Origin of the sequence: Sphingorhabdus lutea (assembly GCF_001889025.1) — a bacterium.
Taxonomy (GTDB): Bacteria; Pseudomonadota; Alphaproteobacteria; order Sphingomonadales; family Sphingomonadaceae; genus Sphingorhabdus_B; species Sphingorhabdus_B lutea.
In genome coordinates, this window is the sequence record NZ_CP018154.1 from 222711 (window position 1) to 247485 (window position 24775).

The window sequence follows — 24775 nt, forward strand, 5'->3', positions numbered from 1 at the left end:
CCATTTTATGCGGCATTTTTGGGGATGCGAAACCCCATGCCGATTAAAATCAATGCCGGCCAATATTGATATGCCAAAATTTCTAAATTTTCGCCAAAACTATATAACCATAAAATAACCATCATGATGAATGATGATATTAAAGTGCGATTTTTTGGGCGCATAAGCGCGCGCCATAAAAGATAAAGGCTGCTCAACAACATGGGCGCGGCAAGGCAGATTAACCCCAAAAGCCCTTTTACAAATAATAATCCATACCAGCTATGATGGCTGCCAATGGGCATATATTCCACCATATGCGGCCCGCGTTCAACCACCGCATGGCCAAACCAATATGCCTCCCCCTGCCACCGTTCCACGGCAATGCGTCCCAATGCGGCGCGAACACGGCTGCTATCTGCGCGCGCGCCTTCAAATCCGGCGCGGGCATCATTTATAGCGGTAATAATATCCTGCGCGAATAATGCGCCAAATAATGCGCCAAAACCCAATAAAAACCAAAATTTTATGTCTCTATGTCCCTTAATCAATATGGGCAGGGCAAGGATGATGATCAATGCCAAAATGGCAAGGCGCGATTGGCTTAACAACATCATCAATAAAAATGCCGTGGCCGCCAATATTTTATGTTTTTTCTCCCGTGCCTTTACCAAAATATAAAAATATATCAGCGATATTAAGCCTGCCGCTGGTGACCAAGGAGAGAAAAATTGCCACCGCGCCGTGCCCGCGCCCGGTTCAATCGTATATAATGTTGCGGCAAAATATTCCGGCCCCGGCCCGCCAATGACCTTTAATGGTGAAACATATAAAATTTGCGGCAAACCGGCAAAGGGGGCAGCGATGAATAAAGGGATAAGAAACAGGCTAATCCTGCCTAATTTAATAATGGATCGATCAATGGCGACCGCGCGTATTGGCAACATCGCCCCTGCCATGATGAAAATCGCAATTAACGCCCATCCCTTTGCCCAACCGATGGATGATTTAATGGTCGCACCGGTTCCCATATTCCAATTTCCATGCCCCACAATTAACACGATTAACATGAAAATCATGGAAATAGGCCATAACCAGATAAGGGCATTGACCCTGTGTAATTGTCCGGATTTGGGTAGATAATCGCTGGCAAAGGCTTTCCAACAAATTAAACCCAGCAACACCCAGCCCAATACAGGACCAACAACATAAAGCCCGCCAATCAGCCAAAAGCCCCATGTCCATATGATGGCCCCGCAGATCAGCCTTTCGGCAAAATCTTGTCGAGGATAAGAGGACGAAACCATAATATCACAAACCCAATAAGTAAGAAAATTGTTGCCGCAATGGCGCCGACTAATGTCATTAAAATGGATGGCGAGGATGGGCTTTTTGCCAATGTCGGCTCTTCCAATATTTGCACCAATGGATAGGATGAAAATGGATCCATCTTGCTGGTATCCAACCGTGCCAAGGCGGATGAAAATACCGCCTCTGCGACGCGCAAATCACGTTGTAATTCGGCCAATATGGCTGCTTTTTCAATCAATTCAGGCGTTTCGGATTTTAATGAACGTAATTGGCGTCTAACCGTGGATAGGCTGGAGGAGGCGGAGCTAGCGCTGGCGCGTTGCATGACCATATTACCCATTAAACCGCTGCGTGAATCCGTCACCGATAAATCGGCAAATTTATCAACATCTGCCCCCCTCATACCGGTAAGTTTGCTGCCGCGTGCGCGATAATCCCCGGCCAGGCTATTTACCTGTTCACGTGCCTCTACCACCTCGGGGTGATTAACGCCCAAGGTTGAGCTTGCCTTGGCATAGCGCACCTTTGCATCGGCATGTTGGGCCAACATTGCCTGAAATTCAGGGTCGCCTTTTAACACCATGGCGTTTCTGGCCATGCGCGGGCTGCTTTGTATGGATGATGTGATGCTGCCGCTGGCCGCATGTTGGCCATTTGCATCGGCTTCCAACGAACGGGCACGTTCTTTTAAATTTTCAATGGCAGTAAATTTACTGTCAAATTGGTCCATGGAAACCAGACCGCTTTTGCCCTGAAATTCAAATAATCTGGCCTGTGCTTCCTTTACCTTTGTTTCCAACCGCGCAATATTGATACGGTCGCTCGCTTCACGTTTCGCAGCTTCGTCTTGGCGTAAATTGTCAAGCCCCAGTAAAAATGCATCGCGCAATTTACGCGCCTGTATCTGTGCCTTTTTCGGATCTGTCGCATCCAATGACACTTCAATTAAATTGGTTTGGTCCACCAATTTCACATTTGGCTTGCCAAAAGTACGGGCCTCTTCATCACTTAAACCCTCTGTGGCTCGATCCATGGTAATATCGGCCAATAATAAACGTTTATAGCTTTCGGTTGGGCTTAATGTCGCGCTGCTAAATGCCGATGTTGATGAAGAGCTGGCCTGTCCAATTGATTCCAGGTTTAACGAACTTCCCACGCCATTGCCGGGCAAAATCATGGTGAAATTGCTTTGATAATATCGCGGCGCAACTGCCAGATAAATTAAACATATCGCCCATAAAATAATGATATTTGCCGATACAAATAAAATATAACGGCGCAATCTGTTATCATCAATTTTACCGCGTCTAGCCCATGATAAAAATTGCGATAATTTATCTGGAATGATGATTTTTTCATGTTTCATTGTGCCACCTTGCTTAAAATAATCGCTGGGGTGACTGTGTCGGTCATCATGCCCAAAATTTCCCGAAAATTGGTCATGCCGCTGTCATAACAGGCGACTGAATCATTGGGCATTAAATATGGGGTCACAAAATCACGATCGGCGCGGTGGATTAAATCCTCTATACGCCGCCGAATGACAATGCTTTGCCCATTTATGGGGTTACGCGACACCAAAACCGCCCAACGGTCCGACGCCATGGCCGACCCGCCCACACAATTGCCGCTGACCAATGCATCCATCATTGTGGTGCCATAGGGCAGGCTGGTGCTTTCTTTGCCAATGGCCGCGCCCGCATTATTATTTGCCGAACGGGTCAGGTTAGAGATGAAAATACGAATGCCCGGTGCAGTAATCGCGCTTGGCCGGATTAAATCCTTGTCCGCACAATTTCTGCTGGGCACGATAATCCTATCTCCATCGGCAAGGGCAATATCAGGCACATTGCCGCCGCTTAAAACCGCCGACATATCAACCACCGCCCATTTATTGTTCCGCACGATATAAATTTGCGAAATATTGGCATCGGGTCGCACCCCGCCCGCCGCCTGTAATGCGGGGGCCACCGTGCGCATGCCGTTAAAATCACCAATTGCCATACGCAGGGACGATGCTGCCTTGCTTTCGGCGCTGCGTTCCGCAACCCGGCGATTGCCCGGGCTAAACACTGCGCCGCTCATCTGCACATTTATCGAACCATGCTCCACCAATATCAATTGTACAATAGAGCTTAATGGCCGCGCCATGCCCTGTGCCACCATAAAATTAGTGATTGTTCGTTCCGCCGCCATCACATTTTGTCCGGCAATATTGATCGGTGGCAATCCAGGAAGATATAAATTGCCATCGGCGTTAATAACATAAATATTGGACAATCTGTCCTTATCACCCAATATCCGCACCGCCAGTTGGTCGCCGCTGCCTAAAATGGGGGTGGCGGAAATAATGGATCTATCCTCTGCGCCGGTAAGGCCAAGGTCGCTTGGCTGAAATATTTTTTTGTGACAGGTTAAATTTGCCCGATTTGCATATTCGACATCATATCGATCATCATGAACAGGGTCTATTTGTTCCGGCATCCAATAAGCGCCAACCGGATTATGCGGTTTTTGCACGGTGACACAGCCGCTTAAGGAAAATAAGCCGCATATCATGGCAATATATGTATAAATTTGGTCCTGTTTCATCTTTTGTCCCTGCATGGTCAATTGCGCGAAATTTCAATCAACCCTATGAATTGCAAGGGGCGTGCCAATTATCATATATTGGTAAGATGCTGTAATATATAAATAAAAATATTATGAAAGAGACATATAATTGACGCTAGTCATTATATTGACTATCTCATATGTCATTATTTTGGCCCTTTATATATTCTATATGCGCCATTTATGCATTTTGCATAATGCCAAAAAAAGGGACAGGAAATCCCATTTCTAATGGATAGTCTGCTTGCCGCTCAAAATTCTGATCAAATTAGCAGCTTCTGCTCTCAACTCCTCCGACAGACGCTTGTCGCCCGCCATTGATTCCAGACGCTTTATTGTATTTGGCCAATGCCACTTTCCAGTTCTTTGTGATCTGCTCATTTAATTCACCCCGATTCATAAAAATCTTTGAAACCTATATTTTCATCCTCTTGTTAATAGCTTGTAATAATACAGCATCATAATCATTTCTATAATTGACGCAGCAAAGCATTGTAAAAAAAAGGCCAAAAAAAAGGGACGTTATTACCCGCCCCTTTTTGATAATTTCTATCATTATTTAGATTAGAATTTGCCAAGTAAGTTAATGAAAGGCCCATGGCTGGTATAGCTTTGGTCGGTTAAATCATCAGAGAAATCTGATAATGAATAGCCCACGCCAACTTTTACATTATTGCCCAATTTCCGATACACCGTTCCCAATGCGCCAAATCGTTTATCATCGGCCAATTCAACCCACAGGCCGCGTCCTTCCAATGAAATATCCCAATGATCATCGGCATGGAAATCTGCGCGAATAACGCCCAAATGCGCATCGGATTTTACGAAAATATCGCTATCCCGGCTAAGTGATACTTTGCCCGAACGATATCCATATTTACCGCCAATGGTCAACCAATTGGTCAAATCATAATTCACGTCAATATTGGCAATTTTTGATTGCTGTTTCGGGCTTTCAATTTCGCCGCTGCCCGTGACCTGACCTGCTGGCCCTAAATCTTCGAAAAAGGTAAAGCGGACAAGGGCATTTAACCGTTCATTATTGATCGGGCGATAGGCGAAACCGGCCATTGCCTCGGTATATTCTGCGGCACGAATGGACGCGCTGTCATTATCCGCGCGGGCAATATTTAATCGGCCCAATGCGCTCCAGTCCGGATTGACATTATAATTTATGTCGCTGCGGAATAAAGTTACGGTTTGATCGCGGCCATTGCCTTTTTCTCTGCGAATTTCGACTGAACTGCCCAATTTGACATTTTCATCCTGCCAACCAAGGCCGATGCTGCCCGCAGTGCGTTTGAACAATCCCGTCGTTGCATCGTCAATTCGGCCATTCTCAAAACTACCCGTAATGGAAAGTTTTTCAATCGGATCAAATTTCAATCCATAGGCGCGTGATAATGATGGCGCTGTGCCGCCCATGCCAACACGGTTTTCACCATATATGGACAGGCTGTCACTGAAACGGTGGCGCGCACCCAAAGTTAAATTACCTCTGTTTGAACGGGTAAAGATATTTTGTGTGTCCAATCCGGTATCGGTGCGGTCCGCGAACAGCGCATAGCCAATATATGCCTCTGAACCTTCGCCATAGCGGTGGTTTAATTGGACATCCGCGCCCAATCCGCCCGAACCACCCGATATTTCACTGGCCAATGACAATTTTTCGGTAAGCTCCGCCTTTACCCCGCCGCCAATACGGTCATTTCTATTGCGGGTGGAATCATGATCCAATGTTGCCTGACCAAATCCAAATAAGGACCAGTTTTTCATCATTGGGGCATATTCTAATTCCAATGCAGCATCGGTGCGGCTGCCATCTTGGACGCTATTATATAAAAGCCCCGGCGTGCGGTCTTCATATCTGACCCCCAATTTGGCGGTGACATTTGCGCTGCCCATAGCCCCGCCAGTGACCAAATCAAATGTGCCGGTTTTGCTATCTCCCGTTCCTGCTGATAATAGCTGATCATATTTTACCGAAATGGAGGATTTTTCGCCCACGGGCGCTGCCATGGCGACGCCCCATCTTTCGGTTTGAGACGGGGTTAAGCGCCCTGATGAGGAAAAGCCCTGATCATAATGTTCAAAATAAACCGATGCTGTACCCAAATCGCCGCTTTTACCGGCCAATTCGGCAAAATTTACGGCTGCCTCGGTGCGATATGCCTTTGCCTTTACCGATGTTCCCGGGCTGACAATGTCGGTAAAGCTAAGCCCGCCATCAACCGAATTAGATTGGCCAAAGCCCGGCCCGTCGGTTTGCGCAACTTCTGCTTTAAAATAACTGCCTGCGGTAACACGGACCATGACATCTGCGCCCAACAAGGTTTGGGCGGCTTCCTCCACCGTGTCACGCTGGGCGGTTACGCCGAAACGAACCTTATCACCAAGCCAGCCTGAACCGCGGCCACCAATGGTATATCCATCCAAATCACCCACGGGCGGCGTATATTCATAACGCACCACCAATACCGGCACATTTCCGGTGGAGCTGCCCTCACGCACTGCGCTGTCGGTGGCAACGGTAGAGGCCAATGGCTTTACCAATGTAATGCGCCCTTGAAATGGATCAAAATCATAATCCTGCTGCGGGTATAAATCGCGGATTTCCAAAATCAATCCGGTTTCACGGTCGCGCACCTCAATGCGCACACGTTCCGACCCAATGGAGACATCCTGACGTTTCATAAAATATAATGAACCGCCCGTGCCGCGAAATTCCTCTCGCCCGGGAACAGTGCCAGGATCGGATGCAAAGGCGGTAATTTGCGTCCTGCGTTCGCCAAAGCTGGTGCTATCCTTGCTATTATAATCTATCAAAGCGCCAAATAATCCGCGATCAAGCTGCGCCAATTCGGCGCCATTAACTTGGGTGACAAAATTGCCGATAACAAATTGGCTGTCGTCTTTATTAACGCGAAGATAGAAACGGCCCTGTGTTGGCGCATCCTCGACCAATGTCGAATTGTCGCCATAGGTGGGATAATATTGATCGCGGTTCAAACGGCGCAATAATTGGCTTGGATCTTTTCGGTCCAAATTGCTGAACAAATCCTTGACCAATGTTTCGCCCGTATCAACCGATGCGGTCACACGAACATCATCACCCACCACACCCTTGGCATAAAATGCAGCGCGGCCAATGGCATAGCTGCCCTCGGCCAAACTATCCCCACTCACCAACGATGCAGGGCCGCTGCCATAGCTTCTGCCCAAGGTTAAATCACCCTGCCCCACAACAAACCAATCATCCTTTGGCGCGGCAAAGCTTTGCGTTGCGCTTTTTACCTCTTTCCCATTGCGGGTAATTGAAACATGCATTTCGCCATCTTTACGCGACACAATTTGTTGCGCAACAAAACGGCCATCGGTATCAACGGGCACAAATTGGCCCGAAACGCGGACAATATCGCCCTGCTCCGCATGGCCTGTTACTGTCGCCATTAAACCAGACAATTCAATATTACGGCGTGCTGCCTCATCCACATTACCAAAATTGGGACGCGATACTGGCTCCTGCGCCTTTTTTAATGCCATGCTATTTTCAACAATGGTCAATTCCTGCGGCGTGGTTTCATCAAATTTACCATTGGCCCCATATATACGGTAAATATAATAAAGCGCCGATGGGCTGTTATCTGGCACATTCCAACTTGCGCTGCCATTTTCATCGACCGATATGATGGCCACTGGTTCAGAATCCGTGCTTTGCGTTGCACGGAAAATGCGCACCTCGCCCTTTTCAATAAAGGCGGGATAGTTGCTATAGCCAAGGAAATTTATCGTTTCACCCGCCGCTGCTGTGCGCTCTGAATTCATCATGCCAATGTTTAAAATCGGTGTGACCACCAATGTATCGGCGCGGAATTTTATGTCATGCTTATCTGTTCGTGCCTTAACAGATTGTTTTTCGGGCGCAGGGGAAGTAGCCGCAGCAATAGCAATGGAGGATGTATTTACAGCAGATTTAACTGGCACATTTTTATATAATTTGGGTTCATTTTCACCCGTGCCGGCGACAAATATCGTCCCATTTTTTTCATAGGTGCCAGCAACAGCCGACATATCAATAATTTGGGACTGTTCCTGACCATTGGCCGAAACGCCGTCCGCCACATCATCATTGGCATATGCCGCCGCCGGTGTCGCCGCGACAGCCACAGCCAACATTGAAGAACGAAGCGCCCAAATATTGGGGTTGTTATTTTGTTTATTGCTGTTGTTCATTTTGTTTTCCAATATATTTTTCATGGCGCTTACTCCCCTTTTCCATTGCTGTTTGTAGGAGCGCCCTCTTCACGTGGTGCGACACCAAAGTTTAACTCACCAAATTTACCTCGGGTCAGACGGATTGATTTTGGATTATCAAAAGTGACCTCCCAACCAATAGGCAGGGTTCGTGTGTCCACTTTCAAAACAAAGTTTGAACCGATACGTGCATCTGGCACCGCGGCACAGGCAATATGATAACGGCCAAATTCGTCGGTGGTTATCAATTGGCCGTTGACCGTGGCCAAACGAACACCAGCTATGCCAGGCTCATTTTCATCTTGATATCCATTACGGTTTCTATCTTCAAACACCTTGCCAAGCAGTTCAGAACAATCAAAAACCGCGCTGGGCACAATGGCCACTACGGCCGTACCACGGTTGGAAATGGCACTGAAATCCGCAGCATTTTGGGCAAGTCCGGTATTCACCTTTTCACCGCCGGTAACGCCCGCACCCACAACAAGGGTTAAATTATACCGCACCGAACCATTTGCCGGTATCACCTGACCTGTCCAACGCAGCTCTCGATTATTATTTGTGGCAATTGGTTCATTGGCAACACCATCTACCGACGCCGTGCCCAGCACATATTTCATGCCCGCTGGTAAAATATCGACAACATCAACACCAGCGCGTTGTGCATTTTCGGTGTTACGCACGGTGATTTCATAGGGGACTAAGTCGCCTGTGCTGGCCGAACGTTTAATGCTGGTTTTGGTGACCACCAATGGCGTGCGGTTCAAAAATGGATCAAGCGCGATATGATTATTAACCACATCAGGATCGCCCGGTTGCAACCGGAAGCTAAGGTAAAATGGCGTGTCCGACCCTTGTGGTGGGGTTGCATCGGGTGAGATGCGAACTGGCGCAGGCAGGCCACTTGGGTCGAATGGACCAGGCAATGGCACCAACACTGTTGAACCATCGGCAAATCCAACTGGCGGAGTTACTTGGATAGTATAAACCGTTTCACTTGCTGGACATTGCGGTGCAGCACCTGGAATAATATCAAAACGATATTCGCCGCTTGCTCCGGTTGTTTGGCTTGCCTGTGACGCATCAACAAAGCAAATGGAGGGCAATGGATTGCCATCTGGACCAAGCAAGCGGACCGTAACGCCGGAAATTGGGTTACGGGTGATGGAATCGTAAATAACGCCCGATGGATCAATGGGTTGGTTTTGATCAATAACAACCGTGTTATTGACAAGATTGACACCCTCAATCTTATCATAAACAACATTATTTTCTGGATTACGGAAAACAATATCATATCCAGGGCCGGATAAAAGCCCATCGACACGATAGTCGCCATTGGCGTCGGTTGTGGTGGTGGCCACAACAACACCGTCCTTCATAATTTCAACAATCCAACCTGCACGGCGTGGCTCATCAGGGCCGAGCACACCATCACCATTAACATCGGTGAACACGGTACCGGTGACGGAACTGACCGGAGGTTCAACAACTACCGTCACCGTTGCAGTTTTGCAATTGGTGGGATTTAATTTTTCACAAATTTGATATTCAATAATATATGTGCCATCGGGCACATTTGCCGTCACCGACACTATACCCGTTGCGGGATCAAGCACCACGCCAGCATGTGCCGCCGGTGTCAAAATGGTGACATTTATGTCATTCACATCGACAGGCGAACCGTTCAATATATCATTGGCAAAGGCGTTAATTGCATTGGGATTGCCTACGCCGCTTCTTACCGGAGCAGGAACATCATTTGCCGCCAATATTTCTGGCGCCTCAACCACTATGGTTACATTACTGCTTGCACAATTGGTGGGGTTTAACTTCTGACAAATTTCATAGGCAATGGTATAAGTGCCTGCGGGCGTGCCAACCGACACATCAACCAATCCGGTTGCAGGGTCCATGACAGGAACAGGCGCACCGGGGGTAGCAGGCGTTGCTGGGGTCGTAATGGTCGCGTCAATATCCGCCACATTGACGGGCGCACCGTTTAAGCTGTCATTGGCAAAGGCATTGATAATATCATTACCGCCATTTGCACCATTTACTGGTGCGGGGCTATCCACATCCGCCATAATTGGCGCGGCATCCACGGTCACCGAAATAATGGCATTGGCGCAATTTGTGGGGTTTAACTTCTCACAAATTTGATAGCCAATGGTATATGTGCCTGCTGGTGTGTTTGGCGCAACGCTGACCATGCCAGTTGCGGGGTCCAAAGTAACGCCTGCATGGCTGGCTGGGCTGGTCACGGTTACATTTATATCTGCGATGGCAACCGATGCACCGTTTAACATATCATTATTAAGCGCATTGATAAGATTTGAACCGCCTGATATGCCAGGAACAGGGCCAACCGCATCATTGCTCGCGGCAATTGGCGCAGCGGTTACCACCACGGTCACATTATTGGTCGCGCAATTATTGGGGTTTAACTTCTCACAAATTTCATAAGCAATGGTATAAGTGCCTGCTGGCGTGCCAACCGGCACATCCACCAATCCGGTGGCAGGGTCCATCACGGGAACAGGCGCACCTGCAGTTAATGGCGTCGCGGGCGATGTAACAGTGGCTTCAATATCGGCGACATTGACCGGCGCACCGTTTAAGCTGTCATTGGCAAAGGCATTGATAATATCATTGCCGCCTGTCGCACCATTAACGGGTGCTGGGCTGTCCGCATCTGCCGTAATTGGCGCGGCGGTTACCACCACATTGACCGTGCTGCTTGCGCAATTATTGGGGTTTAACTTCTCACAAATTTCATAAGCAATGGTATAAGTGCCTGCGGGAGTGCCTGCTGGCACATCCACCAATCCGGTGGCGGGGTCCATCACGGGAACAGGCGCACCTGCGGTTAATGGCATTGCGGGCGATGTAACAGTGGCTTCAATATCGGCGACATTGACCGGCGCACCGTTTAAGCTGTCATTGGCAAAGGCATTGATAATATCATTGCCGCCTGTCGCACCATTAACGGGTGCTGGGCTGTCCGCATCTGCCGTAATTGGCGCGGCGGTTACCACCACCTGAACTGTTGCGGTTTTGCAATTGGTCGGATTTGAATTTTCACAAATTTCATAAGCAATGGTATAAGTGCCTGCCGGTGTTCCGGCCGGAACATCAACCAATCCGGTTGCAGGGTCCATGACAGGAACAGGCGCACCTGCGGTTAATGGCGTTGCGGGCGCGGTTATGGTCGCGCTAATATCCGCAACATTGACCGGCGCACCATTTAATGTGTCATTGGCAAAAGCATTGATAATATCATTACCGCCATTTGCACCATTAACGGGGGCGGGGCTATCATTGCTGGCATTTAATGGGGTAACATCCACAACCACGGCAATGGTTGCACTTTGGCAGTTGGTCGGGTTTAACTTTTCACAAATTTGATAGCCAATGCTGTAATTGCCCGCTGGTGTGCCAGGGGCGACGCTTACCTGACCCGTGGCGGTGTTTAATGTAACGCCCGCATTGCTGGCTGGTGCAGTTACGGTTAAGTTCACATCCGCCAAGGCAACAGGTGAACCATTTAATGTATCATTGCCAAGAGCATTGATAAGGTTCGCGCCGCCATTTGCGGTTGTTACCGTTCCAGCATTATCGTTCAACGCCGTAATTGGCGCGGCCGAGACGATAACGGTCACGCTGCTATTCGCGCAGTTGGTGGGATTTGTTTTTTCGCAAATTTCATAGGCAATGGTATAAGTGCCTGCTGGAGTGCCTGCTGGCACATCCACCAATCCGGTGGCGGGATCCATCACGGGAACAGGCGCACCTGCGGTTAATGGCGTTGCTGGCGCGGTTATGGTCGCTTCAATATCCGCCACATTGACCGGAGAACCATTTAAGCTATCATTGGTAAAGGCGTTAACAATATCATTTGCGCCGGTGCGGCCATTTTGGGCGGGCGGCGTGTCTGCACTTGCCGCAATCGGGGTCACATTTACTGGAATTGTTACATTGGCAATCGCACAATTGCTTGGATTTAATTTTTCGCAAATTTGATAACCAATGCTATAATTGCCCGCTGGCGTGCCGGGGGCAACGCTTACCTGACCCGTGGCGGTGTTCATGGTAACGCCCGCATTGCTGGCCGGTGTAGTCACAGTGATATTAACATTTGATGCAGTTGGGGCAGCACCATTTAAACTATCATTGCCAAGGGCATTTACCAAATTGCTGCCGCCATTTGCGCTATTCACCGCTGGCGTGCTGTCATTATTGGCCGCAATTGGTGAAGCTGCCACCTGCACCGTGATGCTGGCATTGGCACAATTGGTTGGATTGGCATTTTCGCAAATTCGATAGCCAATGGTATAGCTGCCCGCTGGTGTGCCCGCAGGAACAGAAACCACACCCGTTGCCGTGTTTAATGATGGCACTGGTGCACCCGCAGACAGCGGAGTCGCAGGGCTGGTTACCGTTGCGGTGACCAGCGACAGGTTCACTGGATTGCCATTAAAGCTATCATTGGTAAAGGCATTGAAAGCATTTGTATTGCCCGCCGCACCATTTACCGCAGGGCCGCTGTCATTACTTGCCGCAATGGGGGTCGGGGTGACGATAATTGTCGCAATAGCGGCCTCACAATTGGTTGGCACCGCGCTGTCGCAAATTTCATATCCAATATTATATGTGCCCGCCGGTGTTCCAGCTGGCACAGAAACAACGCCCGTTGATATATTTAACGATGGCACAGATGCGCCGGCAAAGGCAGGGGTCGCGGGTGAAGTCACATTGATGGTGACATTCGGCGTTGTTGCCGCCCCGCCATTAAATGTATCATTGCTCAACACATTATATAGTGATGCAGAGCCATTGGTGCTGTTCACCGATGGGCCGCTATCGTCATCCGCATTTATCGGACGCAATGAAACATTGACTGTGGCAACCGCATTGGCACAATTGGTGGGGTTGCCAATTTCGCAAATTTGATAATTTATTGTATAATTGCCTGCTGGTGTGCCGGGGGCAACGCTAACTTGTCCAGTTGATGTGTTCAACGTCACGCCCGCATGGGATGCAGGGGTGGTAACAGTAATCGCAACATTTGATGGAGTTGGCGCAGCGCCCTTCAAACTATCATTGCTTAAAACATTAAATGCATTGGCCTGTCCATCATTTGTGATGGTGCCTGATTGTGTGTCATTGCTTGCCGCAATGGGCGCACGCGGCACGGCGGTGACAGTTGCGTCATTATTGCCAGGTCCAGGGCCGGATTTGGTATTATTATTGCCATCGGCGGGGTTGGCGCTGTCCGAAACATCATTTACCACTGTTCCAGCAGCCGTATTACCGCTTGCAGTCGCGCTATTATTAACGCCCGTTCCGCTTAAATCGCCCGCGACAAGGGAATAAACAGCGCTGTAAAACCATGTTTCGGTAAGGCCGATATATCCATCATTATTGGTATCGCCCGAAACATAGGTTGGTGTTGGGGGCGTGCCCGCACCGGTAAATGTGGTTTCGGTTAAGCTGGGGTTTCGCAAAGGCTCTGCGCCATAGGATTTTACTTGATAAATATAATTGATGGTTTCACCAACTTGGCCATAACCATCGCCATTTAAATCATTAAATGTCGATGCTTTGGTCACGCCAATGCCGGGATACCAAACGGTTACTGTTGCCTGATTAGATTGGATGCCAAGCGCATTATCCACGGTATAATTTACAGTTGATGCATAGCCAACAAAGCTTGGATCGGGGGTGAATGTTAATTGCCCTGTTGTGTCACTATATGACCAGACACCCTCACCTGGAACGGTAAAGCCAATTACATCGCCAAAGCTGTCGGTGATAATGCCTGTTGCGGATGGCGGGGGGACAAGGTTCACCGATGCGCGTGCAAATTCAGACGCCTTTAAACTATTATTATTGGTGGGGTTATTATTTAATGTTGCCGAGCTGTCATTATCCAAAATATCGACAATAGTTGACGTTCCCGGCACGCCTTCTTTGGAATCATTAACCGTAACGGGCGGCTTAAAATCCGCGCATTCAAAATCCAATGTGTCAAATGCGCTATATGTTGGATTGTCAAAACGAATTAAAAAGCCGCTATTCGCAGTGCGTCCCATGGTAAATGTGCTGCGGTCTTTCCACAATGCTTCCAAACCAGATACAGGCTGGTTATTATAATTTTGATCGCCGATTAAGCTGAATGTTTCCGCCTGCCCTGCAACCGCGCCAAAGGCGCGGCCCGTGGTGGCGGTGGCATCAATTCGAACCCAGCTTATATCACCTTGACATACGGGCAGGTAAATACGTTCATTATTTGGGCCATCGACATCATTAAATTGAACATGCACATCGGCAACCACTGGCACACCGCCGCTATTTGTTGTGATATTATATGTACCTGCACGATATAAACGCCATTCGATGAAAATATCATCCGGCCCCACGGAAGTAATAGAAGGCCGATTGGCTGTAGTGCTCCATGTATGGTTTAAGGTTGCGGTTGTGATGACACCGACAAGGTCAATTGTATCACTTCCCACCGTGCCTGCATTGGTCCAAATGGCTCTTTTGCCCTGACCAGTGCCAACAACTGTCGGTGTACCGACATTATTAACAACCAATGATGGTGCAGCCATTGCCGTACTGCTAGCCGCCAATATTGATGCGCCAGCTAGCCATTTTGCCCGTTTCAGCAATTTACGTGCCTGTTCAGACGATGAAATGACTGTCTTTTGATTATCAAAGGCTAAATGCCGCATAATATGTCCTCAAATTAAAAAAATCTGAGCTACTAATGCTGTTAATATGGTAAAAAATTTATTAACTTATCTGATAAGTTTACGCTTATTTACATCCAAAATGGATTAAATATTTTATAAATATTACAGCAACATTGCCGTCCTGCACCAAAATATGCACCTATTTCCGGGCCTGCCCGCAAATTAAGAGAAAAATATTCGTTCAAAAAACCAATAGCTGGCCCAGCCTCCAAAAATATAGGCGCAACATTTAACAATATAATCCTGCCATTTGGCCATAAATTTCCCGATTAACGCCAAAATTAACAAGGCGCAAAGAATCACCAATATCTGGCCCGCCTCAACGCCCACATTAAATGATAATAGGGCAAGCGGCATGTCTGTCTGCGGCAGGCCAATTTCTGACAATGCACCGGCAAATCCAAATCCGTGCAACAACCCAAAAATAAAGGCCACAATCCATGGACGGCGCGATGTTAAATGCACCTTGCCCCTTTGCGCCGCAATAATCTCTGCGGCCAGAAATATGATGGACAGCGCGATAATCGCCTCTACGGGTCGTTGCGCCAACCCCATATATCCAAGGCTGCTGCCCACCAATGTAATGGAATGGGATAGGGTAAAGGCGCTGGCCGCGATTAAAATGCTGCGCCCACGGCGGATGAGAAGAACAAGGCAAAGCACAAATAATAAATGGTCAAACCCAAATAAAATATGCTCCACCCCAATGTAAAAATAATCCACAGCAATTTGATAAGGGCCAGCATCCGCCAAAATTTTCATAAATGGCCGCGATGCCATTAAACGGCCGCTTTCAATGGGGCGGCCCAATAATTGCACGCGCACCAATATGTCGGTCTGGCTGGCTTCCAAATTGGACAATCCAATTTCCCTCCCCACCAAAGTTAAGCCGCAACGCGCATCCCATTTACGTATGACCGATTGGGGCGTTTGTGATGTTGAGGTTAATTTTAATATGCAATCCTTGGGGAATATGGGAATGCTTTGCGGCCCAATTCCGGTGCGCAGAGGGGCTTTCCAGATAATGTGATATATTGATGCAGATTGTTGATTTACCTCATAATATCCGGGACGAAGCTCATCCGCATGGGCCAAATATGGCATAGATAAAATCATCGCAGAAAATGCGACAAAACGCCAAAATAATGACATAAAATTCATATTCATTTTAACGGTGCAATCTTGACATCATATCCATTTAACAATGCCTGATATGCCTTTTCCTTACGTTCATTTATATATTTGGATTGCCAATCATCAATCAACCGCGCCTCTATTTGCGATATGGGCGGAGAATAGGGCGGGCTTTGTTTGGCAATAAATATCACATGGTCGCCAAAACCCGACTGCACTGGTCCGGACCATTTGCCATGTGGTAATTTGGCCAATTGGTCGGCAAAAGCTTCGCCAAATTCGCGGTTGATATTTGCCGGATCGGCGCCATTTATTTTGCCGCGCAATGATGTGCGCTGCCCCACCTTATTTGGCTCAACACCGCCATTTAATTGGGCAATAATGGACGCAGCATCGTCATTTTTTCCTAATAATATTTGCTGAAAATCCCAAAATGGTCCATTTTGATATTTGGCCTTATTCTCATTGTAAAATGCCTGTAATTGGGAATTAGTGGGCCGTTTATCTTCGGCCGCTTCCATCACCAAAACCTCCATTTTCGCGCGCATCCGCCGCCGAACAATCGGATCATCCTGATCCAAGCCCAAACGCAAAGCCTCCCGATAATATATTTCCTCGCGAATATAATCACGTATCAGCATGTCCACCTCATCACGCGATGCGGGGCGGCCCATGGTGGCGGCGAAACCCTGTGCCAATATGGTCGCCTTTTCCTCGGTTACCTCAATTTTTCGGTCTTCGGGGCTCACATCATTTGACCCGCCCAAGATGAAAAATATCAATAATCCCAATATCATGAAATGCAGCAACGGCTCATTCGCCCATGATTTTATTTTATCCTTATGCGCAATTGCCCAATTCGGCATCGCCATTCCCCCCATATAAATGCGCAAAAATATCGCACATTACTCTTCCCTCTTACAATCTATGTCGCATTTTGGCGCTTTGACAAGTGCTATGGCTTGACGAGACTATAATATTTCGGGCAATGGAGGATATATATTTCATCAACCGATTAACCCTGTGCCATCAGTGCCAAGGGATTTTGAATATTTTGATCAAGGATAAGATTATGAGCGACAATGAAATTGCAAGAGAATCAATGGAATATGATGTTGTCATTGTCGGCGGCGGCCCTGCGGGGTTAAGCGCCGCTATCCGGTTGAAACAATTGGATGCCGATTTAACGGTATGCATCCTTGAAAAAGGATCGGAAATTGGGGCGCATATATTGTCCGGCGCGGTGGTTGATCCCATTGCCTTAGACGAGCTTTTCCCCGAATGGCGCGACATGGGTTGCCCCATGGCCGAAACCCCCGTTACTGAAAATCATCATTGGGTACTGACCAAGGGAAAAAAATGGTCCATCCCCCATTTCACCACCCCAAAATGGATGCATAATAAGGGCACATATACAGGCAGTTTGGGCAGCATGTGCCGCTGGCTTGGTGAACAGGCAGAGGGATTGGGAGTGGAAATTTTCCCCGGATTTGCGGGCGCGGAGATTTTATATCATGAAAATGGGTCGGTAAAGGGCGTTGCCACCGGCGATATGGGAATTGCCAAGGATGGAAGCAAAAAAGCCGATTATCAGCCCGGCATGGAGCTGCACGCAAAATATACCCTGTTTGCGGAGGGCGCGCGCGGCCATTTGACCAAGCAATTAAAGGCAAAATTTGATTTAGAGGCCGATTGCCAGCCACAGGTTTATGGACTTGGCATGAAGGAATTATGGGATATTGACCCCGCCAAACATGTGCCAGGCCGTGTTATCCATACACAGGGGTGGCCATTGGATGACGCATGGGGCGGCGGATTTTTATATCATCAGGCGGGGGGTCAAGTTGCCTTGGGCTTTGTTGTCGCTTTGGATTATGAAAATCCGCACATGTTCCCATTTGAGGAATTTCAACGTTGGAAACAACATCCTGAAATCCGCGCTATTTTAGAAGGCGGCAAGCGTGTATCCTATGGCGCACGGGTGATTAACGAAGGCGGCATTCAATCTATCCCCAAATTGGCTTTTCCCGGCGGCGCGTTAATTGGGTGCAGCGCAGGTTTTGTCAATGTGCCGCGCATTAAAGGCAGCCATACCGCCATGAAATCGGGCATGGTGGCCGCCGATAGCGTTAACCTTGCCATATCATCGGGCCGCGCCAATGACGAAATGTCCGATTATCAAGAAGCAATTAATGACAGCTGGATTATTAAAGAATTAAAATTGGTGCAAAATGCCGAACCTGCCGTTGCCAAATTTGGCGGCGTATATGGCACGGTGTTGGCCGGAATTGATATGTGGATGCGCACATTGAAAATTGGCCTGCCCATTATGATGAAGCATGAGGCGGATCATACCCATATGGGCCGCGCAGATATTTATCCCAAAATAAATTATCCCAAACCCGATGGCGTGATAAGTTTTGACCGTTTATCATCGGTTTTCCTATCCAATACCAATCATGAGGAAGACCAACCGGTCCATTTACAATTAAAGGATGAAAGCGTCCCGACCAGTATCAACCTGCCCTTATATGATGAGCCAGCACAAAGATATTGCCCCGCAGGCGTATATGAAATTGTTGATGCAGAAACATCCGACCCGCGCCTTGTCATCAATGCGCAAAATTGTGTTCATTGTAAAACATGCGATATTAAAGACCCCACCCAAAATATAAATTGGGTTGTGCCTGAGGGCGGCGGCGGCCCCAATTATCCCAATATGTAATTTTTTATATTCTTGTAACCTTATTCATTTTACCGATGAATAAGGGGACGAGATATAAATTTTATAAAGGAAAAACCCATGGGCAAGGCATATAGTCTGTTATTTTTGCGCGTATCAACGGGCCTACTCACCATTATATGGGGGTTGATAAAGGTGATGAAACCCGATGCAGGTGTTGGTGTTGCCAATAAATATTATGGCGGCGTTGGCGCGATGGATGCATTGCAAATGCCGTGGGGCATTGTCCAAATTATCATCGGACTATTGGTGATTTTGGGTCTTTTTCGAAAAATAAGCTATGGGCTGCATGCATTGATGCTGTGCCTTGGCGCGGCGGCGATTTGGAAATATTTGGCTGATCCATTTGGCCTATATTTATTGGAAGAAGGCAAGAATCAGATATTATTCTTCCCCTCGCTTACCGTGGCGGCGGCGACGCTGGTCATGTTGGCATTTTTGGATGAGGACCGCCTGTCGCTTGACCATAAACGCGCCAAATAATCCTCTAATCATCTTAAAAATTAACGCTTAAATCGGCCAAGTCATTGTTAATTTTGAATCTATATTAAATTATGTTATCATCCTTTTTGGGAAGGAACAGGATAATTTCCTGTGGGCGCATCCGACATTTTTTGTAAGGAGGCAAAATTGAAAAAAGATGGTGATAAAATAGAGGTTGATGAGGAAGAAGCCAGTGGCGGGGTAAAGGAACATGGCGTTCGCTATGTACTTGCCATATCCTTGGTTCTTGTCGTGATTGTCCTGTCGCTAAGCTGGATTATTCCGGCATTGATGAAACCCACCGGTACGGGATAGGTGTTTTTATTGGGTCATAATAGGTCAATAAAAAAGGCAGGCCATTGGCCCGCCTTTTTCTGTCCTTAAACTTTCTTACCTTTTGGTAAATTGGTGCGACCCAAAGTTTAATTAAAATTTCAATGGCCCATGTTCAATATGGGGCAATACATGGCGTGAGAATAAATCACATTCTGCGGCATGGGGATATCCGGACAAAATAAACGCCTCAATCCCTGCATCCTGATATGCTTTTAATTTTTTCAGAACCTGATCAGGATCGCCGACAATTGCGGCGCCGCAGCCCGAACGTGCACGGCCAATACCCGTCCATAAATTATCCTCTACAAAGCCATCGCCGCCCGCTGCACCGCGAAGCTCCGCCTGACGCTGCACCCCGTAATTTTTGGCATCCAGCGATTTATTGCGAATGGCATCGCCGGTTTCACTATCCAATTTTGACAATAAACGATCGGCATAGGCACGCGCCTCTTCCTCCGTTTCGCGTACAATCACATGGGCACGATAGCCAAATTTCATGGTGCGGCCATATTTTGCGGCCCGCGCCGTAATATCAGCAATATTTTCCTTCACCTTATCCATGGTGTCGGGCCACATTAAATATACATCACATGCCTCTGCGGCTGCTTCGCGCGCTTCATGGCTTAATCCACCAAAATATAGCGGCGGGCATTTGCCCGAACGGGTCGCGATACGCGGCGGTTCAACCTCCAATTGATAAAATTCACCCTGATGGTTTAAATATTCACCCGCCAACATGGTTTTAAGGATTTTCATCACCTCCACCGTGCGGGCATAGCGCGGGGCGCTATCCATATTTTCACCAGGCATGGGCGATGAAATAATATTCACGTTCAAACGGCCCGATGTGCCGTCGCTATTTGCACCCAAAATTTGGTCCAATGTGGCAATACGGCGGGCCAATTGTGGTGGCCAATCTTCGCCAATACGTACCGCCCAAAGCAGTTTTAAACGTTCCAAAAATGGCGCAATGGCCGCCGCAAATATGGTGGTATCAATGCCCAATTGATAACCAGAGGGCAGCAATATATTGTCATATCCGCCCTTTTCCGCTGTCATCACAATATTACGGCAATGTTCCCAGCTGGATTGCAGGGCCGGATCAACCTGTCCCAAAAATTCATAATCATCGTCGCATAGCGCCGAAAACCAGCTTATCTCGCATTGTTTTTTCACATTCTCACTCATGGTAAAGCAACTCCTCTAGCAGCGACCAGCACATCATACCAATCATTCCGCGTCCATTTTACATTCAAACTTTCCATCGCCTCGGCAATGCGTTCCACCCGCTGTGACCCGATAATCGGGATGATGCGTGCAGGATGCGCCATAATCCAGCTATATGCCGCCGATGTGCGCGACACGCCCTGTTCATTTGCAACCCTGTCCAATACAGCAACCACCGCTTTTTCACGGTCATTTTGCGGATCGGCAATCCGCCCGCCGCCAAGGGGCGACCATGCCATTATTTTCATGCCCAATCGCATTGCCTGATCCAATTCGCCATTTTCGGCAATATCAATGCGAAGGGGTGAAAATTCGGGCTGGGTTGTTGCAATGGGAATGGTCAGAAAATGGTTTAACGCCTCTATCTGCGCCTGTGTCATGTTCGACACGCCCAAATTCAAAAATTTGCCTGCCTTATGCGCATTTTCCAATGTGCGCGCCAATTCCTGTGGATGGGTTAAAATATCTGGACGGTGGATTTGCCATAAATCCATTTGCTCCACACCCATGCGGGTTAAGGATGCGTCCATCGCCTTTGCCAGATAATCTGCGCTGCTGTCATATGGGATGGGCGGCATAATCCCGCCCTTGCTGGCCAAGAACATCCGGTCCCGTAATGATGCATCACGGGCAAAAACCTTGCCCAATAATGTTTCAGAATCGCCAAAACCATCATTGCCGTTAAACCCGTAAATATCGGCTGTATCGAACAGGGTGATGCCTGCTTCCAATGCACCATTTACCAATTTTTCCGCCGCATCGACATCATCGCCAACAAAACGCCACATGCCCCATGCTATGGGGGATAAGGCGATTTTACTATCGCCCAAATGATGCGGGGCCGGGGAGGGTAGATATTGGTTCATATATTTTCCTGACTATTGATATTTTTATTTGTTAGATTTTCATTTTATATTATTTTTTATGACAGATTTTCGTTGCACCAATTGATGCACCAAACGTTGATGGCTTATCTCATCCCCCTTTAACAACAGGTCCGCCGCACGAAAGCCAAGGTCAAACATTGGTTGGTGAATGGTGGTCAATGGCGGCCAAACGGTCCGCGCCATGGTGGTATCGTCAAATCCCGCAACCGATAATTTTTGCGGCAAAGAAATGCCTCTATCATGTGCCTCTGCCAAAACGCCTGCGGCCATGTCATCATTACTGGCAAAAATGGCCGTTGGTGGATGCTTCATATCCAAAAAATATTTGCCCGCACGAACGCCGCTATCAAAATCAAATTGCCCCTCGGCCACCAATTGCGGTTCAAATGCAATGCCCGCACGGTCCAGCGCACGGCGATACCCAAATTGCCGATCATTGGATGCCATATGATTTTGATGGCCGGTGATAAACCCAATTCGGCGATGACCAAAATTGATCAAATGGCTGGTCATATCGTCGGCGGCCTGTGCATCATCCATAAATACCGATGATGTCATGGCATGATTTGTGCCGGGGGAAATACGCACAAATGGTGTGCCCATCCCCTCCAACACGCGCAAGACAGCATCGCAATCGGTCACGGGGGAAGATAAAATTACGCCGTCCATATGCGCCTCTTTCACCAATGCGGCAACCTGTGCGCCAACATCTGGATCATCAACATTGACCGGCTGTGCCAATAAACGCACCTTGCCCTCATGGCATCTTTCCCAACATCCCGATTGAATTTGATGCATATAATAGGGGCTGTGATTATCATATATTAACGCAATTTGACCCGATTTTGTTCCGGCCAGCACACGTGCGGCCATATTGGGCCGAAAATCAAGCTGCGCCATTGCATCCTCAACCTTTTTACGGGTCGCGTCGCTGACATATTGATGATCGTTCAACACGCGGCTGACTGTTTTTACAGACACCCCCGCCAATGCAGAAACATCGCGGATATTTGACCGTTCAGCCATATTTCTCCCCTTGATTTTCACTGTTCCGTGCAGAGCATAGTCCAGCAAAGAGTTGAGAAAAAGTGCTATTTTCTTTATAAAATACGGGCGGTTCACCATAGGGAGAGGCAACATCATGCCAACCAGAAGTAAATTTTTTACCCGACCATAAATGCACCCAATTTTCACCAGCGGGCAGATATAATTTTCGGCTAAATTGATCCGCCTCTATTATGGGGGCGACCAGCATATCTGTGCCATATAAATATTGATCCTGCATGTCGCCTACTTCACTATCATCTGGATAATGTAGGAAAAGCGGGCGTTGCAGGGGAAGGCCATCTTTAACAGCCTGATCGCTCATAAATCGAACATAGGGGGCAAGCGCCAAATGCACCCGCGACATGGCGGCGAAATGCGACAATAAGTCATCATTGCTATCATATTGCAGATTATCATCGGGCCGATTGCCCTCATGCGAACGCATTACCGGTGTAAATGCGCCAAGTTCGGCCCAGCGTTTCATTAAATCGGCCGTGCGAATATTACCGTGCAGCGAAGTATAGCCGCCCACATCATGATGGCTATATGCATTGCCGACAAGCCCCGCAGAAAGCGCCGCAGTGATTACCGTGCCAATGCCGTCATGGCGGGAAAAATCAACACATTGGTCGCCCGCCCATAAAAGCGGGCAATGCGCCTGAACCCCGCTTGCCCCCGCGCGCATAAAAAAGACAATATCATCGCGGCCGCGCGATTTTACTGCCATATCATTTACTTTGGCCCATAATAATGGCCATAAATTATGCGCCTCCATCGGGTCGCTGCCATCATGAAGGCGCAAATCAATGGGCAGATATTCACCAAAATCGGCCATCCATCCCGACAGGCCAAAATCAATCATTTGCTTCGCGATAATTTCCTCGGCAAACCATTTTTGGGTTTCAGGACGCGTAAAATCCACCACGCCGCAATCAAATTGCCCAAAATCCACCAAATATGGCTCATCATCATGCAGGTTTAACGCCAAATGACCGCCCGACTTCGCCTCAGCAAATTGTGCGGCATCCACCGCAATATAGGGGTTAACATATCCCAAGAAACGGATATTTTTTTCGGCCAATTCCTTTATCCGATTAGGCAAATCGGGATATCTTGCCTCATTCCACGACCAATTCCAAAATAATCGGCGACCAAAATCGGTTTGCCTTATCCCGACCCAATCTTCACACCATAAACCCGAAATGGCGGTGCCAGCATCGGCAAATTTTTCCAAACGGGCAAAGCTATTATCGCCATCTTTCAATCCAATTATCGCGCCGCCAATTGCCCAATTGGGCAATGCAGGTTGCCGGCCAAAATATTGCGCCAATTGTCCAACGATAGACAATTGATTTTCGCCCATGAATAATTTGATATTTAACTCATTATTCCAATATGTTATTTTATGACTATCGCGCGATGTAAAATCCATCTCTGCATAGGCCGTGCCATCAATATGACAGGCATAATGACGATCGGAAATAAATGTCGGCTGCGGATAATTGCTGGTCCAATAATCACCACCCGCCATGCCGTCGGCGTCCATAATTTTTGTTAATTCGGTCGATTTGTCACGGCCAACCCCCGGCTCGCTGGTCCAAATGGGAAAATTGCGCCCGCGCAGATTTAAATAGCTCATCTGCTCCCCACCACCATATATATGCTCATTTTCCAGAGCATTAAGTGACATGACGATTCGGTTTATTTCTGGGTTGCTCGCCTTTATATTGAGTGTAAAATAGCCATCCTGCTGCTCTAATTGTAAAATAATGGACTGGCCGTCATCTTCGCCCGATCCAGCCTTATTTAAAAGGGTGACGCGCTGCGCCTCGCAATTTTGGACGATATAGGGCGAATATACCGATTTTAATGTATCGGCGATTTTGAAATTCCCGCGCACCATTTCAACATCTTCATCACCAATGGCAATGGTGAATGCAGGCGATTTTTCACGATGCGACAAAAGGCACAACTGCCCCAACATCAAATCGAAACCATTGTCT

Annotated in this window: 14 protein-coding genes; 3 read left to right on the plus strand and 11 right to left on the minus strand. The window is 47.9% G+C overall.

The annotated features are described in order from the left end of the window. Nucleotides 1–5 precede the first annotated feature (5 nt). The 7 genes from LPB140_RS01170 to LPB140_RS01200 all read right to left on the minus strand — a co-directional run bounded on the left by LPB140_RS01170 (nucleotide 6) and on the right by LPB140_RS01200 (nucleotide 16915). Nucleotides 6–1286 (minus strand): capsular biosynthesis protein, encoded by a 1281-nt coding sequence (locus LPB140_RS01170; RefSeq protein WP_072558320.1) that lies wholly within the window; start codon nucleotides 1284–1286, stop codon nucleotides 6–8. Further along, entirely contained in the window at nucleotides 1241–2656 is a 1416-nt protein-coding gene (locus LPB140_RS01175) for a GumC family protein (protein ID WP_072558321.1), read from the minus strand. The genes LPB140_RS01170 and LPB140_RS01175 overlap by 46 nt, the downstream gene beginning before the upstream one ends. Further along, nucleotides 2653–3882 carry a polysaccharide biosynthesis/export family protein gene (locus LPB140_RS01180; RefSeq protein WP_072558322.1) on the minus strand — a complete coding sequence of 410 codons (1230 nt, stop codon included), beginning with the start codon at nucleotides 3880–3882 and terminating at the stop codon, nucleotides 2653–2655. Before LPB140_RS01180 ends, LPB140_RS01175 begins: the two co-directional genes overlap by 4 nt. Before the next feature lie 585 nt (nucleotides 3883–4467). Continuing rightward, entirely contained in the window at nucleotides 4468–8160 is a 3693-nt protein-coding gene (locus tag LPB140_RS01185) for a TonB-dependent receptor (protein ID WP_072558323.1), read from the minus strand. A 5-nt stretch (nucleotides 8161–8165) separates the two neighbouring features. Next, the gene (locus LPB140_RS01190; protein ID WP_072558324.1) at nucleotides 8166–14894 is read right to left on the minus strand and encodes an SdrD B-like domain-containing protein; all 6729 of its coding nucleotides are present in this window, start codon (nucleotides 14892–14894) and stop codon (nucleotides 8166–8168) included. A 183-nt stretch (nucleotides 14895–15077) separates the two neighbouring features. Beyond that, a complete protein-coding gene (locus tag LPB140_RS01195; RefSeq protein ID WP_198024135.1) occupies nucleotides 15078–16076 on the minus strand; it encodes a HupE/UreJ family protein in 999 nt (332 codons plus the stop codon). Nucleotides 16077–16078: 2 nt separating this feature from the next. Then, nucleotides 16079–16915 carry a peptidyl-prolyl cis-trans isomerase gene (locus LPB140_RS01200; protein WP_198024136.1) on the minus strand — a complete coding sequence of 279 codons (837 nt, stop codon included), beginning with the start codon at nucleotides 16913–16915 and terminating at the stop codon, nucleotides 16079–16081. A 206-nt stretch (nucleotides 16916–17121) separates the two neighbouring features. On the opposite strand from LPB140_RS01200, the gene LPB140_RS01205 reads away from it, so the two are divergent. The 3 genes from LPB140_RS01205 (at nucleotide 17122) to LPB140_RS12420 (ending at nucleotide 19590) form a co-directional block, all read left to right on the plus strand. Then, complete coding sequence (locus LPB140_RS01205; RefSeq protein ID WP_072560097.1) at nucleotides 17122–18774, plus strand: electron transfer flavoprotein-ubiquinone oxidoreductase; 1653 nt, start codon at nucleotides 17122–17124, stop codon at nucleotides 18772–18774. A gap of 78 nt (nucleotides 18775–18852) precedes the next feature. Then, entirely contained in the window at nucleotides 18853–19275 is a 423-nt protein-coding gene (locus LPB140_RS01210) for a hypothetical protein (protein ID WP_072558326.1), read from the plus strand. A 147-nt stretch (nucleotides 19276–19422) separates the two neighbouring features. Then, nucleotides 19423–19590 (plus strand): hypothetical protein, encoded by a 168-nt coding sequence (locus LPB140_RS12420; RefSeq protein WP_198024137.1) that lies wholly within the window; start codon nucleotides 19423–19425, stop codon nucleotides 19588–19590. A gap of 111 nt (nucleotides 19591–19701) precedes the next feature. Here LPB140_RS12420 and LPB140_RS01220 read toward each other — a convergent pair whose 3' ends face one another. Genes LPB140_RS01220 through LPB140_RS01235 form a run of 4 tightly spaced genes read right to left on the minus strand, consistent with a single transcriptional unit; the run spans nucleotide 19702 to nucleotide 24756 of the window. Further along, the gene (locus LPB140_RS01220) at nucleotides 19702–20799 is read right to left on the minus strand and encodes an LLM class flavin-dependent oxidoreductase (RefSeq protein ID WP_072558328.1); all 1098 of its coding nucleotides are present in this window, start codon (nucleotides 20797–20799) and stop codon (nucleotides 19702–19704) included. Beyond that, entirely contained in the window at nucleotides 20796–21704 is a 909-nt protein-coding gene (locus LPB140_RS01225) for an aldo/keto reductase (RefSeq protein WP_072558329.1), read from the minus strand. Before LPB140_RS01225 ends, LPB140_RS01220 begins: the two co-directional genes overlap by 4 nt. A 39-nt stretch (nucleotides 21705–21743) precedes the next feature. Continuing rightward, nucleotides 21744–22751 (minus strand): LacI family DNA-binding transcriptional regulator, encoded by a 1008-nt coding sequence (locus tag LPB140_RS01230; RefSeq protein WP_072558330.1) that lies wholly within the window; start codon nucleotides 22749–22751, stop codon nucleotides 21744–21746. Further along, nucleotides 22744–24756, minus strand: a complete 2013-nt coding sequence (locus tag LPB140_RS01235; RefSeq protein WP_232223472.1) for an alpha-glucosidase — start codon at nucleotides 24754–24756, stop codon at nucleotides 22744–22746. The genes LPB140_RS01230 and LPB140_RS01235 overlap by 8 nt, the downstream gene beginning before the upstream one ends. Between the last annotated feature and the right edge of the window lie 19 nt (nucleotides 24757–24775).

What these genes read in the sequence shown, in the direction of transcription:
- LPB140_RS01170 (WP_072558320.1), bottom strand. Translation starts at nt 1,286, where the DNA reads ATGGTTTCGTCCTCTTATCCTCGACAAGATTTTGCCGAAAGGCTGATC.
- LPB140_RS01175 (WP_072558321.1), bottom strand. Translation starts at nt 2,656, where the DNA reads ATGAAACATGAAAAAATCATCATTCCAGATAAATTATCGCAATTTTTA.
- LPB140_RS01180 (WP_072558322.1), bottom strand. Translation starts at nt 3,882, where the DNA reads ATGAAACAGGACCAAATTTATACATATATTGCCATGATATGCGGCTTA.
- LPB140_RS01185 (WP_072558323.1), bottom strand. Translation starts at nt 8,160, where the DNA reads ATGAAAAATATATTGGAAAACAAAATGAACAACAGCAATAAACAAAAT.
- LPB140_RS01190 (WP_072558324.1), bottom strand. Translation starts at nt 14,894, where the DNA reads ATGCGGCATTTAGCCTTTGATAATCAAAAGACAGTCATTTCATCGTCT.
- LPB140_RS01195 (WP_198024135.1), bottom strand. Translation starts at nt 16,076, where the DNA reads ATGAATTTTATGTCATTATTTTGGCGTTTTGTCGCATTTTCTGCGATG.
- LPB140_RS01200 (WP_198024136.1), bottom strand. Translation starts at nt 16,915, where the DNA reads ATGCCGAATTGGGCAATTGCGCATAAGGATAAAATAAAATCATGGGCG.
- LPB140_RS01205 (WP_072560097.1), top strand. Translation starts at nt 17,122, where the DNA reads ATGAGCGACAATGAAATTGCAAGAGAATCAATGGAATATGATGTTGTC.
- LPB140_RS01210 (WP_072558326.1), top strand. Translation starts at nt 18,853, where the DNA reads ATGGGCAAGGCATATAGTCTGTTATTTTTGCGCGTATCAACGGGCCTA.
- LPB140_RS01220 (WP_072558328.1), bottom strand. Translation starts at nt 20,799, where the DNA reads ATGAGTGAGAATGTGAAAAAACAATGCGAGATAAGCTGGTTTTCGGCG.
- LPB140_RS01225 (WP_072558329.1), bottom strand. Translation starts at nt 21,704, where the DNA reads ATGAACCAATATCTACCCTCCCCGGCCCCGCATCATTTGGGCGATAGT.
- LPB140_RS01230 (WP_072558330.1), bottom strand. Translation starts at nt 22,751, where the DNA reads ATGGCTGAACGGTCAAATATCCGCGATGTTTCTGCATTGGCGGGGGTG.
- LPB140_RS01235 (WP_232223472.1), bottom strand. Translation starts at nt 24,756, where the DNA reads ATGTTGGGGCAGTTGTGCCTTTTGTCGCATCGTGAAAAATCGCCTGCA.